This is a genomic window from Aureimonas mangrovi (assembly GCF_014058705.1).
Taxonomy (GTDB): Bacteria; Pseudomonadota; Alphaproteobacteria; order Rhizobiales; family Rhizobiaceae; genus Aureimonas; species Aureimonas mangrovi.
This window is the reverse complement of the sequence record NZ_CP059692.1, coordinates 1,288,939-1,302,210: the sequence shown is the minus strand read 5'-3', so window position 1 is coordinate 1,302,210 and position 13,272 is coordinate 1,288,939. Positions and strand designations below refer to the sequence as shown.

Here is a 13,272-nt window from a genome sequence, read left to right as displayed (position 1 = left end):
ACCGACATGCTGCTGATCCACTGCCCCTATTGCGGCCCGCGCTCCGAGCTGGAGTTCCGCTATGCCGGCGAGGCCCATGTCGTGCGCGCCGAGACGCCCTCCGAGGTCGGCACGGACGACTGGACGGACTTCCTCTACCATCGCTCCAATCCACGCGGCCTGCACGCCGAGCGCTGGCGGCACATCCATGGCTGCGCGCGCTTCTTCAACGCCGTGCGAGACACGCGCGACGACAGCTTCAAGGCGACCTACAAGGTCGGCGAGGCACGGCCACAACTGGAGGGGGCTGCTGTCGAGGCGCAGGCTCCCGCCCTGTCCGGCGATAATCTCGGAACCTGGTCGACGGAGGGCGAGCGATGACCGGCGCGTTCCGCACGCCGACCGGCGGCCGCATCGACCGCGCGCGCCCGGTTTCCTTCACCTTCGACGGCAAGGACTTCACCGGCTGCGAGGGCGACACACTCGCCTCTGCGCTACTGGCGAACGGCGTTCACCTTGTCGGGCGCTCCTTCAAGTATCACCGCGCGCGCGGCATCGTGACGGCGGGCTCCGAGGAGCCGAACGCACTGGTCGGCGTCGGCCGCGACGAGGGGCACTACACGCCGAACCTTCGCGCGACGCAGGTGGAACTGCACGCCGGCCTCAAGGCCGAAAGCCAGAACCGCTGGCCCTCGCTGCGCCACGACATCGGCGAGATCAACGACGGGCTCGGCCGCTTCCTCTCGGCCGGCTTCTACTACAAGACTTTCATGTGGCCGAAGGGCGCGTGGGACAAGCTCTACGAGCCCTTCATCCGCCGCGCGGCTGGTCTCGGCCGCGCTCCGCTGAAGCCGGACGCGGAGCGCTACGCGCAACGCTTCGCCCATTGCGAGGTGCTTGTGATCGGCGCGGGCCCCGCCGGCATTGCGGCGGCTCTGGCGGCCGCCGAAAGCGGCAAGCGCGTCATCCTCTGCGACGAGCAGGCCGAACTCGGCGGCTCGCTTCTCCACGAGAATGCTGTGACGATCGACGGCCAGCCGGCGGACGTCTGGCTGGCGGAGGCGCTGGCGACGCTGGCCGCCCGCGGGAACGTCGTTCTCCTGCCGCGGACCACCGCCTTCGGCTACTATCCGCACAATCTGATCGGCCTCGCCGAGCGCGTTACCGACCACCTCGCCTCCCCTTCGCCCGACCTGCCGCGCGAGCGCCAGTGGATGGTGCGTACGGGCGAAGTGGTGATCGCGACGGGCGCGATCGAGCGGCCGCTTGTCTTCCCGGAGAACGACCGGCCCGGCGTGATGATGGCGGAAGCCGCGCGCATCTACGCCAACCGTTACGGCGTGAAGCCGGGCGAACGCGCGGTCGTCTTCGCCACGAACGACTCAGCCTACCGTGCCGCACTCGACGTGATGGCGACGGGCACGCAGATCGCGGCCATCGCGGACCTTCGCTCCAAGCCCACCGGCCCCTATGTCGAGCGGGCGCGGGCGGCCGGCATACCCGTCTACGACGAAACAGCCGTGATCGGTACGCGCGGGCGCCTGCGGATCGCATCCGCCATCCTTGGCCGCCTCGGCTGGACGAGCGGCGAGACGGTGATCTGCGATCTACTCCTTATGTCCGGCGGCTTCACGCCGAACGTCTCGCTCTTCTCGCAGTCTCGCGGCAAGCTGGCTTGGGACGAAGGTCTCGGCGCCTATCTGCCGGGCACCTCGGCCGAGCGCGAGCGCTCCGCCGGCGCCTGCCGGGGCCTTCATGACCTCGCCGAGGTGCTGGAGGACGGCTTCGCCAGGGGAGCCGAGGCCGCCGGGGGCTCTGCGACGCGCGGTTTCACGGTCGCGGCGACGCCGGTCGGAAACGAGGGCTTCCGCGGCGCCACGCCGCACGAGCGCAAGTCCTACAACGTGAAGGCCTTCGTCGATTTCCAGAACGACGTGACGACCAAGGACGTGCGCCTCGCCACGCAGGAGGGCTTCCGCTCGATCGAGCATGTGAAGCGCTACACCACGACCGGCATGGCGACCGATCAGGGCCGCATCTCCAACATCAACGCGCTCGAGATCGTCTCGAAGGCGCTCGGCAAGGCGGTGCCCGAGATCGGCCTGACGACCTTCCGCCCGCCCTACACCCCGACGAGCTTCGGCTCCTTCGCCGGCCCCTCGCGCGGAGAGCTCTTCGACCCGGTGCGCCGCGCGCCGCTACACGAGTGGGCGGCCGAGCGGGGAGCGGCCTTCGAGAATGTCGGCCTGTGGAAGCGCGCGCACTACTTCCCGAAGGCCGGCGAGGACATGCACGCGGCGGTGGCGCGCGAGTGCCTCGCGGTGCGCAGCGCTGTCGGTATCTTCGATGCCTCCACTCTCGGCAAGATCGAGGTGGCAGGGCCGGACGCGGCCGAATTCGTCAATCGCATCTACACGAACCCGTTCTTGGCATTGAAGCCGGGCGGCCTTCGCTACGGCATCATGCTGCGCGAGGACGGTTTCGTGATGGATGACGGCGTCATCGCGCGCCTCGCCGACGACCGCTTCCACGTGACGACGACCACCGGCGGCGCGCCGCGCGTCCTCAACCATATGGAGGACTATCTCCAGACCGAATGGAGCGATCTCGACGTCTGGCTGACCTCCACCACCGAGCAGTGGGCCGTCATCGCCCTGCAGGGTCCGAAGGCCCGTGAAGTGCTGGAGCCGTTGACCGAGGGCATCGACCTCTCGAAGGAAGCCATGCCGCACATGAGCTGGCGCGACGGCACGGTCGCGGGGGTTCCGGCCCGGATCTGGCGCGTTTCCTTCACTGGCGAGCTCGGCTTCGAGATCAACGTCGCGCCGTCGGCCGCCCGTCACGTCTGGGAGGCGCTGATGGACGAGGGCGAGGATGTCGGCATTACGCCCTATGGCACCGAGACGATGCATGTCCTGCGCGCCGAGAAGGGCTACATCATCGTCGGGCAGGAGACGGACGGAACCGCGATCCCGGACGATGTGGGCCTCTCCTGGGCGGTGTCGAAAAAGAAGCGGGACTTCGTCGGCATGCGGTCACTAGACCGCGACGCCTTCCGCGCGGCGGGCCGCAAGCAGATGGTCGGGCTTCTCACGGAGGACCCGACAATCGTCCTGGAAGAAGGCGCGCAGCTCGTCGAGCACACGGCCGAGGCCAACGCACCGGCGTCCGGCGCGGCGCTCGGCCACGTCACCTCCTCCTACCGTTCGTCGACGCTCGGTCGCTCCATTGCACTGGCCCTCGTGAAAGGCGGCCGCTCCCGACACGGCGAGACGATCGACGTGCCGATGCCGGGCGGTCGCGTGGCCGTCACCATCGTCGATCCGGTCTTCCACGACAAAGAGAACGAGCGACTGAATGTCTGAGACCGCGATCCGCCGCCGCTTTCCGCTCGACACGTTCAGGACCCGCCGCACCGACGCTGTCACGATCGAACCCCTCGGCCCCGCCTCGCGCCTCTCGCTACGCTGCCGCGACGAGGCCGCGATCGCGCGCGTCGGGGAAGCCTTCGGGACGTCCCTGCCCCGCGAGGCCTGCCGGTTCACCGAAAACGGCACCCGCCGGGCGCTCTGGCTCGGGCCCGACGAGTGGACGCTCGTCGCGCCCGGCGAGGAAGCCGGCGCTCTCGGCGAGAGCCTGGCTGACAGCCTTCACGGCACGCCGCATTCACTGGTGGACGTGTCGGAGCGATCGGTTTCGCTGGCAGTGTCCGGCCCGCAGGCGGAAACGCTGCTCGCCGCCGGCTGCCCGCTCGACCTTTCGCCTGCGGCGACGCCGGTCGGCTTCGTCTCCCGCACGGTCTTCGCCAAGAGCGAAATCGTGCTTTCGCGCACGGAAGCGGTGCGTTTCGAGCTCGACGTCTGGTGCTCCTTCGCGCCTTATGTTTCAAGCTATCTGGCCGAGGCGGCGCGCGAACTTTCGGCATGATCGTTTGCGCGCCGTCCGATGGCGTAAAATCGACGAAATCTGTCGCTTGGAAGAAGGAAATGGAGGGCCTTGGCGCTCCAGACTTTCCCAATTGAAGGCGCCGCCACAGGAGTGGACGTCATGCTCGACCGCACCGACACCTCGCTGACCAGCCTGTTGCGCCGTCGGCGGCCGGGCTACTCGCTCGAGGCTCCCTTCTACACGAGCCCGGAGATCTTCGCGGCCGACATGGACGCGATCTTCGAGCGGCATTGGCTCTTCGTCGCTGTAGAGCCGGACGTGCCCGAGCCGGGCGACGTGATGACTGTGGACATCGGCCGCAACGCCGTCCTCATCGTCCGCGACGACGACATGCAGGTTCGCGCCTTCCACAATGTCTGCCGCCATCGCGGCGCGCGCCTCGTCCACGAGGAGAAGGGCACGGTCGGCAACCTCGTCTGCCGCTACCACACCTGGACCTACAACCTCGAAGGCTCGCTGATCCACGCCGAGCACATGGGCGAAGGCTTCGATGCCTCGTGCCACGGACTGAAGCCCGTCCACATCCGCTCGCTCGAGGGGCTGATCTTCATCTGCCTCGCAGACGAGCCGCCGGCCGACTTCGACGAGATGGCCGCCGTCATGGGGCCCTACATCGCCCCGCACAACATCAAGAATGCGAAGATTGCTCACCAGCACGACCTGATCGAGCCGGGCAATTGGAAGCTCACGATGGAGAACAACCGCGAGTGCTATCATTGCGGTGCCAACCATCCCGAGCTGACCGTCCCGCTCTTCGCCTACGGTTTCGGATTCGCGCCTGAAGACCTCGACGAGACCGAGCGCGCGCAGGCCGAGCGCTACGGCTGTCTGGTGACCGACAGCCACGACGACTGGGAGCGCGCGGGCATTCCGAGCCGGATGCGCGAGCATCTCGACGACATGGTGACGGGCTACCGCACCGAACGCCTGCCGCTCGATGGCGAGGGCGAGAGCCACACGATGGACACCAAGGCCGCCTGCCGCATCCCGCTCGGCGCCTTCCCGTCCGCCAAGATGGGCGGCCTGCACTTCTGGACGCAGCCGAACTCCTGGCATCACTTCATGGGCGACCATGCCGTGACCTTCTCGGCGATCCCGCTCGATGCCGAGCGCACGCTCGTGCGCACCACCTGGCTCGTCCACAAGGATGCAGTCGAGGGGGTGGACTACGATCTGCAGAACCTCATCGACGTGTGGATGACGACCAACGTGCAGGATTCCGAGCTCGTCGGCTTCTGCCAGGACGGCGCGCGCACGGCCGGCTACGAGCCGGGTCCCTATTCGCCCTACACCGAGATGCTCGTCGACAAGTTCTGCAACTGGTACGTCCAGCGCATGCGTGCTCGCTTCGATCCCGCGCCGGTCGCGGCGGTCGCGGCCTGAAGCCAGAAAGCCCGACGCTCTGATGGATGCCGCATCGCCTGCCCCGACCTCGACCGGGTTCTACGAATGGAACCCGGAAGAGGACGACGTCCTCATCTGTCGCGCGGTCCGCGAGGAGACGCACGACGTCAAGTCCTTCATCTTCGCGCCGCGCTCCCAGCGCCGGTTCGCCTTTACACCCGGCCAGTTCCTGACCTTCGAGTTCGAGATCGAGGGTGAGGCGATCCACCGTTGCTACACGATCTCGTCAGCGCCCTCGCGGCCCGACACGGTCTCGATCACGGTCAAGCGCGTGCCCGGCGGACCCGTCTCGAACTGGCTGCATGACCATTTCCGTCCGGGCCAGATGCTCAAGGCCGCGGGGCCGATGGGCGATTTCTCGTGGACCCATCACCCCTCGCGCACCGGCAAGTACCTGCTGATTTCCGGCGGCTCGGGCATCACGCCGATGATGTCGATGACGCGGACGGCATACGATCTGGCCGAGATTCGCGACACGATCTTCCTGCACGCCGCGCGCTCACCGGACGACATCGTCTTCGACGACGAGATCGCGGTCATGTCGCGGCGCAACCGCTCGATCCGCGCGGCGCACATCGTTGAAGGCGACAGCCCGCTCCAGGCCTGGCCCGGCTTTCGGGGGCGCATCTCGCGCGCCGCGATCGAGGCCGTCGCGCCCGACTTCCGCGAGCGCGAGATCTTCGTCTGCGGCCCCTCCCCCTTCATGGCGGCCGTTCGCGCCATCCTGAAGGAGGCCGGCTTCGATATGAGCCGGCATCACGAGGAGAGCTTCAACTTCGAGGAGCTTGCCCCTCAGGAGCAGGCCGCAGTCGAGGAAGCGGCCGCCGCGCTGGAAAGCGAGGTCAGGAGCTGGAAGATCGAGTTCGCCAAGACCAAGCGCGTCGTCGAGTGCCCGGAGACGATGACGATCCTCGAGGCCGCGCGCCGCGCCGGCATGCGCCTGCCCTCCTCCTGCTCGAAGGGCATGTGCGGCACCTGCAAGTCGAAGAAGGTGTCCGGCACCGTCGAGATGCACCACCAGGGCGGCATCCGCCAGCGCGAGGTGGATGCCGGTATGATGCTGATCTGCTGTTCGAAGCCGCGCTCGGACGTGGTCGTCGAGCGCTAGGACGGCGTGGTCGTCAACCCGTCGTGCGGGCATCATAGCCGGCCATGGCCACATCGGCGACGGATTCGAGGTCGGCTCCGCTCGCCCCGTCGCGCGCCAGGATCGACATGCCGCTCTGTACGGTCTGGACGAAGCGTGCGAGCCCTTCGACATTGGTGCCGGTTGGAATCTCGCCCTCGCTCTTCGCACGGGCGAGGCGCTTTCGAAGGCGCTCGAAGGTCACGGCTCGTGTCGACCGGGAGAGCTCGTTCAACCGCGCATGATCCTCGCTGCCCACCGACGACAGCACGACCATGCACCCTCGCGGAATATCGGCCACGCAGCCGGTCAGCGCCATGGCTGACTCCATCAGGAACGAGCGAACCGCTTCCCGCGCGGTGAGGGCGGCGTCGAAGCCGGCCCAGACGTAGCTCTGATTGCTCTCCGCATAATGGCGCAGCGCCTCGGCATAGAGCTCTTCCTTCGATCCGAAGGCGGCATAGAGGCTCGGCGCACCGATGCCCATGGCGTGCGTCAGATCAACGATCGACGTCGCCTCGAAGCCCTTCTTCCAGAACAGGAGGGTCGCCCTGTCCAAGGCGGCGTCGCGATCGAACGCGCGCGGACGCCCGCGCGCGCGTGGGCGCGCTTCCTGCGCATCTGCTGTCGGCAACTTATTTTGCATTGATCGATATATATCGGCATTGACACTCCAGGACAACGACCATAGTTGAATTTGTATCAATCACTAGATATTGGTACAGACAGATGACTGAACTGGCAGGCAAGCGCGCTCTCGTCACCGGCGGCTCGCGCGGCATCGGAGCGGCGATCGCTCTCGCTCTCGCGGACAAGGGCGCAGACGTCGCGATCACCTATGAGCGCTCGGCCGATCGAGCGGCCGAGGTGGTGCGAGCCGTAGAGGCGAAGGGCCCTAGGGCCGTCGCAATCCAGGCTGACAGCGCCGATCCGGACGCGATCAAGCGCTCCGTCGACGAGACGGTACAGTCGTTGGGTGGTCTCGATATCCTCGTCAACAACGCCGCGATCGCGATCTATACGACCTTCGCCGATGCGGAGGTTGATGTGATCGACGCCATGTTCGCGGTGAACGTGCGCGGGCCGATTCTGGCGGCCAAGGCTGCGATTCCGCATTTGGCCGCAGGCGGACGCGTCGTGACGATCGGCTCGGGCGGAGCCGAGCGCATCGTCGGCGACACGGGCGCGATCTACTACATGACGAAGTCCGCGCTGCATTCGTTCACGCGCGGCCTTGCCCGTGAACTCGGCCCCCGCGACATCACCGTCAACCTCGTGCAGCCGGGATCGACGGATACGGACATGAACCCGGCCGATGGCGAGTTCTCCGACTTCCAGCGCAGTCTCATCCCGCTCGGCCGATACGGCATGCCCGAAGACGTCGCGGCTGCGGTCGCGTTCCTGGCGAGCCCGGCGGCTCGCCATATTACCGGCACCATTCTCACGGTCGACGGTGGTCAGCTGACCTAGGGCCGATCGACATTCAGGCTGAGACGAGGCGCGTGCCTGGTTTCAGGGCTTCGCGACACTCTGGATCGAAATCCGCCGCGTCCCGAAGGGATATGGCGAAAGAGGTATGGATGGCATCGCCGGGGACGTCGTTCGCAATGCCATTCGCTGGCCTTGTGCAAAGCCGAGGCAGTAAGCTCGTCGGCCGGCGCTGATGCGATCTTCTACAAAAGCTCGCTGTAGAGCGCGGTGATCCAGACAATGTTGACGCACAGCCACAGCACGCCGAGCCAAGTCAGTTTCCGGCTGCTTCTCACGCGCATCGCGATCAGGGCGATCGTCGCACCGCCCGCGAGCCGAGCAACATACCAGACGCCCAGAGATTGAAAATGCTGCACGCCCTTGATCAAAGTATCCACGAGATCAAAGGCAAACGAGGCGGCGAAGATCGAGAAGAAAACCTGTCTGCGGCGGATGAAAAACGCTTCCGATTCCGCTCGTTCCTGAACATTGTCCGGGAACAGCAAGGTGGACATCAGGAAGAACAGCGACGCGTAGGATAGGATGAAAACGTAGAGCCAGAAATTCCAATCCGTGATGAAACGCAGAGAGAATTCCCACCACCAGAAGTGAACGGCGTTGAGCAGGACGACGACCGACCATACGACCTGCGCATGCATCCAATCGGTCTGCACTGGCTCCTGCAGCCTACGCGACAGACCCGAAAGCAGGCGGGTGATCGCCAATCCGATGATTAGGCTTATTAGCACCCTGAGGTGGCCGTAAGCGTCCATCCGAGATCCTCGCACAGGATTTTCGCGAAGCATTCCGGAGGGTATCGGCGCCCGGCCGATGCCGTCACGATGCTCAGCGCACGGAAGCAAGCCATGCCGATCTAAAGAAATCGTCGATGTGCCTCACGAATGTGAGCTCTGAACTCCCCTTTCCCTGACTTCACCCCGAGGTCCCCTCTCGATGGTGACGGCATAACGGAAGCGCCGCATGACCGCGACGCGTGCCCGCTCCCTCGCCTCAGCTCCGTGGCTTAAGATTCTCCGGGTCGTAGAGGGCGTTCATGCCGACGGCCGCCACTTCCACCGGATATCGCTCGTCGAAATACTCGACCTCGAAAACCTTGCCGATTTCGGCATGGCCGTGCGGCAGGTAGGCGAGCGCGATGTTCTTGCCGACGCTCGGGCCATAGGCGATCGAGGTCGTGAAGGACCGGCGGCCGAGCTCGTCAACCAGCGTTTCGCCGGTCTTCGGGTCCATCACTGGCAGGATGCCGACCGGATAGCGTGCTACACCCTTCGAATCGACGTTCTGCGTCATCGCCAGCGTACAGAGCATCGCCGGCTGGTGCGGCCGCGCGCGATACTCCACATGCTTGGCCTTGCCGCGGAAATCCGCCTCCTTGACCTTCGGTCGGGCGAGGCTCGCCTCGTGGAGATTATACTCTGTCAGAAGGTCGGCGTTCTGCAGGCGCAGGCTCTTCTCGAGCCGGCGCGAGTTCGCATAGGTCTCGACGCCGACGGGTGTCGCGCCCGTCGATTCCAGCGCCGCCCAGACCGCAGGCGCGTCGTCGTAGGCGACATGCAGCTCGAACCCCTGCTCGCCGACATAGGAGATGCGGAAGGCCGTCACGTCCTTGCCGGCGATGCGAACGGGCTTGAGCGCGGTGAAGGCGAAGTTGGCGGCGTCCAGCGCGTCGGGCTCCTCGACGATCGTCTTGAGCTTTTCGCGCGCGTTAGGCCCCCAGATGCCGACGGTGACGATCTCCTCGGTGCGGTCCGCAAGAGTGACGTCGAAGCCCTTCTCCTCCGCGACGCGAGCGATGTAGTGGAAGTCACGCGGGGCCGCGTCCGCGCCGTCGACGACGCGCACACGATCCGCAAAACGCAACACCGTCAGATCCGCACGAACCATGCCCTCGTCGTCGAGGAAGTGGGTGTAAATGCCTTTGTTGATGTTGGCGTCGCCGCCGATCCTGGCCGCACACAGCCATTCCATCAGCTCGACATGGTCTGGACCGGAGACCTCCAGCATGGCGAAGTGCGAGAGGTTGATGATGCCGGCGTCTTCACTCATGGCCAGTTGCTCGGCGTTGGAGACGCGCCAGAAATGCCGCGCGTCCCATTCGTTCTCGCGAACGGGCACCCGGTCGCCGTACTTCTCCAGAAGATGCTCGTTGGAGGCGTAGCCATGGGCACGCTCCCAACCGCCGAGCTCCATGAAGTAGCCGCCGAGCTCCTTCTCGCGCGCATGGAACGGCGAACGCCGCACGTTGCGGCCGAGCGAGAACGGCTCGCGCGGATGCACGGCCGGATTATAGATCTTCTTGGCCGTTTCCGTGCAGCGCTCGTGGATCATCTCCTCGGTGGTCTGATGCGGATAGAAACGTGCGACGTCGATGGCGTGATGATCGACTTCGGTGCGCCCGTCCGTCATCCAGTCGGCGATGAGCTTGCCGTAAGCCGGGCCGTCCTTCACCCAGATGGCGACGCAGTACCACAGGCCCTTCACCTTGCGGCTTTCGCCGCAGGAGGGGCCGCCATCACTCGTCACCTGCAACAGGCCGTTGAAGGAATGGCTTTCGTTGTAGCCGAGCTCGCCGAGGATCGGCGTCAGCTCGATGGCGCGCTCGAGCGGCGCAAGAATTTCCTCTATGTCGAGGTCGCGCTGCGAGGGCGAAAGCCGCGCCTCCTGCTTCGACAGGATGTCGCGCGGGTGGCAGAGGCGCGGGTTCTCCTCCTCGTAATAGCCCCACTCGATCTGCCCGCCCTCGGCGGTCTTCGGATCGCCCGTGTCGCGCATGTAGGCCGAGTTGCCCTGGTCGCGCATCAGCGGGAAGCCGATCTCCTTGCCGGTGCCGGCGAATTCGTCATAGGGGCCGAAGAAGGTCAGCGGGTGGTCCACCGGCATAACCGGAAGGTCCTCGCCCGCCATCTCCGCGATCAGCCTGCCCCAGATGCCTGCACAGACGACCACTCGATCCGCCATGATCGTACCGCGCGGGGTAACGACCCCCTTGATCCGGCCGTCCTCGATGACGAGCGAAGTGGCGGCGGTGTTGGCGAAGGCGCGCAGCTTGCCGGACTTCTCCGCCTCGTCCACGAGTTTGCCCGCGACGGTCTGTGAGCGCGGGATCACGAGCCCCGCGTCGGGGTCCCACAGGCCGCCCTGCACCATCTCCTCCTCGATGAGCGGGAACTTCTCCTTGATCTCCGCCGGCTCGATCAGGCGCGCGCGCGTGCCGAAGGCCTTGGCCGAAGCGACCTTGCGGCGGATCTCGTCCATGCGGGCATCGTCGCCGACGCGCGCGACCTCGAGGCCGCCGACGCGCGCGTAATGGCCCATCTTCTCGAAGAAATCGATGGAGTAGAGCGTCGTCCAGCAGGAAAGGAAGTCGTGGCTGGTCGTGTAGCAGAAGTCGGACGCGTGGGCGGTGGAGCCGACGTCTGTCGGGATGCCGGAGGCGTCGATGCCGACGATATCGTCCCAGCCGCGCTCGACGAGATGGTGCGCCACCGACGCGCCCACGATCCCCCCGACACCGACGATGACGACCTTCGCTTGGGTTGGGAAGCCGGCCAAAACTGCACTCCGATCCATGTTGCGGCTAAAGCTTACGAACTCGCCGACCTCCTGAAACAGTCTTGTTGCGACATTATGGATTGGCGACGCGACCGACAGGCTTCAGATGGCGGCGACCTCCAGCTGCCGAGCGCGCTTTTGCCCGGAAAGATCCGCCCGCAGCGCTGGACGGCCACGGATGATGTCGGCGGCCTTCTCGGCCAGCATGATCGTCGGGGCGTTCAGATTGCCCGTGGTGATCGACGGCATGATGGAGGAATCGACGACGCGAAGCCCCTCGACACCGAACACGCGGGCTTTTGCGTCCACGACACTCATCGGATCGTCCTCGGCCCCCATCTTCGCCGTGCAGGAGGGGTGGTAGGCGCTCTCGGCGTGCTCGCGCACGAAGGCGTCAATCTCCTCATCGCTCTGCACGCCCTCGCCCGGCGCGATCTCGCGGCCACGCCAGCGCTGGAACGAGGGCTGCGCGAAGATTTCACGCGTCAGCCGCACGCAGGCGCGCATCTCCCGCCAATCGTCCTCGTGGCTCATGTAGTTGAAGCGCACCGTCGGCGCCTCGGCCGGATCGGGCGAGGCGAGGCGCACATGGCCGCGCGACTTGGAGCGCATCGGCCCGACATGCGCCTGGAAGCCGTGCTCGCTCGCCAGCGACTTGCCGTCATAGGTCACGGCGAGCGGCAGGAAATGGTACTGGATGTCGGCATGCTCGACATCGGGTCGCGACTTGATGAAGCCGCAGCTCTCGAAATGGTTGGTCGCGCCGAGCCCGCTCTTCATCAGGAGCCATTGCGCGCCGATACGCCCCTTCTGCACGAGGGACTGGGCCGAGAACAGCGTGATCGGCTCCTTGCAGGCGGCCTGGAAGTAGAATTCCAGATGGTCCTGCAGGTTCTCGCCGACGCCCGGCCGGTCCGCCACGATCTCGATGCCGTGGCTGGCGAGTTCGCCCGCCGGGCCGATGCCGGACAGTTTTAAGAGCTTGGGCGTGTTGATCGATCCGGCCGAAAGGATCACCTCGCGCCGCGCCTTGACGATCACCTCCTGCCCGCCATGGCGATAGGCGACGCCGACAGCGCGCCTGCCCTCAAAGACGACGCGCTCGACGAAGGCCTGGGTGGCGACCTCGAGGTTCGGCCGATCCATCGCCGGCTTGAGATAGGCGTTCGCCGTGGACCAGCGGCGCCCGCGATGGACGGTCATGTCCATGCGGCCGAAGCCCTCCTGAGTGGCGCCGTTGTAGTCCGGGTTCTCCGGGTAGCCGGCCTCCTTCGCCGCGTCGACGAAGGCCTGATAGAGCGGGTTCTGCATCGTGCCGTAGCTCGTGTGCAGCGCGCCTTCGTGGCCGCGATAATCGTCGCCGCCCGTCGCCCGGTTCTCAGCCTTCTTGAAGTAGGGAAGTACGTCGGCGTAGGACCAGCCGGCCGCTCCCTCGCGCTCCCAGCGGTCGAAGTCCTGCGGCGCGCCACGCACATAGACCATGCCGTTGATGGAGGACGAACCACCCAGAACCTTGCCGCGCGGCAGGTTCATGCGCCGGCCGCCCAGATACGGCTCGGGCTCAGACGTGTAGCCCCAGTTGTACTTCTTCATGTTCATCGGGATCGACAGCGCGCTCGGCATCTGGATCAGCACCGAGCGGTCCGAACCGCCGTATTCGAGCACCAGCACCGTGCTCTTGCCGTCTTCGCTCAGGCGGTTGGCGAGGACGCAGCCGGCCGAGCCGGCGCCGACGATGACGTAGTCGAATTCACGTTCGCTCATCGCTGGTC

10 protein-coding genes are annotated in these 13,272 nt (G+C 66.0%); 6 read left to right on the top strand and 4 right to left on the bottom strand.

Features of this window, described 5'->3' with window-relative positions; genetic code table 11:
* Positions 1-6: 6 nt before the first annotated feature.
* The 5 genes from H1343_RS05995 (at position 7) to H1343_RS05975 (ending at position 6,439) form a co-directional block, all read left to right on the top strand.
* Positions 7-360: a sarcosine oxidase subunit delta gene (locus H1343_RS05995; RefSeq protein ID WP_185984999.1), complete on the top strand. Its 354-nt coding sequence runs from the start codon at positions 7-9 to the stop codon at positions 358-360.
* The gene (locus H1343_RS05990) at positions 357-3,344 is read left to right on the top strand and encodes a sarcosine oxidase subunit alpha family protein (protein ID WP_185984998.1); all 2,988 of its coding nucleotides are present in this window, start codon (positions 357-359) and stop codon (positions 3,342-3,344) included. Before H1343_RS05995 ends, H1343_RS05990 begins: the two co-directional genes overlap by 4 nt.
* Positions 3,337-3,906, top strand: a complete 570-nt coding sequence (locus H1343_RS05985) for a sarcosine oxidase subunit gamma (protein ID WP_185984997.1) — start codon at positions 3,337-3,339, stop codon at positions 3,904-3,906. The genes H1343_RS05990 and H1343_RS05985 overlap by 8 nt, the downstream gene beginning before the upstream one ends.
* 120 nt (positions 3,907-4,026) lie before the next feature.
* The gene (locus tag H1343_RS05980) at positions 4,027-5,310 is read left to right on the top strand and encodes an aromatic ring-hydroxylating oxygenase subunit alpha (RefSeq protein WP_185984996.1); all 1,284 of its coding nucleotides are present in this window, start codon (positions 4,027-4,029) and stop codon (positions 5,308-5,310) included.
* A 22-nt stretch (positions 5,311-5,332) separates the two neighbouring features.
* The gene (locus tag H1343_RS05975; protein WP_185984995.1) at positions 5,333-6,439 is read left to right on the top strand and encodes an FAD-binding oxidoreductase; all 1,107 of its coding nucleotides are present in this window, start codon (positions 5,333-5,335) and stop codon (positions 6,437-6,439) included.
* 13 nt (positions 6,440-6,452) lie between these two features.
* On the opposite strand, the gene H1343_RS05970 is transcribed toward H1343_RS05975, so the two are convergent.
* Positions 6,453-7,103, bottom strand: coding sequence for a TetR/AcrR family transcriptional regulator (locus H1343_RS05970; protein ID WP_185985514.1), 651 nt, complete (start codon positions 7,101-7,103; stop codon positions 6,453-6,455).
* Positions 7,104-7,186: 83 nt separating this feature from the next.
* On the opposite strand from H1343_RS05970, the gene H1343_RS05965 reads away from it, so the two are divergent.
* Positions 7,187-7,927 (top strand): SDR family NAD(P)-dependent oxidoreductase, encoded by a 741-nt coding sequence (locus H1343_RS05965; RefSeq protein ID WP_185984994.1) that lies wholly within the window; start codon positions 7,187-7,189, stop codon positions 7,925-7,927.
* 203 nt (positions 7,928-8,130) lie between these two features.
* Here H1343_RS05965 and H1343_RS05960 read toward each other — a convergent pair whose 3' ends face one another.
* From H1343_RS05960 to betA, 3 genes are all read right to left on the bottom strand, one after another.
* Positions 8,131-8,700 carry a hypothetical protein gene (locus H1343_RS05960; RefSeq protein WP_185984993.1) on the bottom strand — a complete coding sequence of 190 codons (570 nt, stop codon included), beginning with the start codon at positions 8,698-8,700 and terminating at the stop codon, positions 8,131-8,133.
* 238 nt (positions 8,701-8,938) lie between these two features.
* A complete protein-coding gene (locus H1343_RS05955) occupies positions 8,939-11,500 on the bottom strand; it encodes a GcvT family protein (RefSeq protein ID WP_185984992.1) in 2,562 nt (853 codons plus the stop codon).
* A 102-nt stretch (positions 11,501-11,602) separates the two neighbouring features.
* On the bottom strand, positions 11,603-13,264 hold the full coding sequence (betA, locus tag H1343_RS05950; RefSeq protein ID WP_185984991.1) for a choline dehydrogenase: 1,662 nt from the start codon (positions 13,262-13,264) through the stop codon (positions 11,603-11,605).
* Between the last annotated feature and the right edge of the window lie 8 nt (positions 13,265-13,272).

Excerpts from the sequence above, each read along its gene's own strand:
- H1343_RS05985 (WP_185984997.1), top strand. The coding sequence starts at position 3,337 with ATGTCTGAGACCGCGATCCGCCGCCGCTTTCCGCTCGACACGTTCAGG.
- H1343_RS05995 (WP_185984999.1), top strand. The coding sequence starts at position 7 with ATGCTGCTGATCCACTGCCCCTATTGCGGCCCGCGCTCCGAGCTGGAG.
- H1343_RS05975 (WP_185984995.1), top strand. The coding sequence starts at position 5,333 with ATGGATGCCGCATCGCCTGCCCCGACCTCGACCGGGTTCTACGAATGG.
- H1343_RS05980 (WP_185984996.1), top strand. The coding sequence starts at position 4,027 with ATGCTCGACCGCACCGACACCTCGCTGACCAGCCTGTTGCGCCGTCGG.
- H1343_RS05970 (WP_185985514.1), bottom strand. The coding sequence starts at position 7,103 with ATGCAAAATAAGTTGCCGACAGCAGATGCGCAGGAAGCGCGCCCACGC.
- H1343_RS05990 (WP_185984998.1), top strand. The coding sequence starts at position 357 with ATGACCGGCGCGTTCCGCACGCCGACCGGCGGCCGCATCGACCGCGCG.
- H1343_RS05960 (WP_185984993.1), bottom strand. The coding sequence starts at position 8,700 with ATGGACGCTTACGGCCACCTCAGGGTGCTAATAAGCCTAATCATCGGA.
- betA (WP_185984991.1), bottom strand. The coding sequence starts at position 13,264 with ATGAGCGAACGTGAATTCGACTACGTCATCGTCGGCGCCGGCTCGGCC.
- H1343_RS05965 (WP_185984994.1), top strand. The coding sequence starts at position 7,187 with ATGACTGAACTGGCAGGCAAGCGCGCTCTCGTCACCGGCGGCTCGCGC.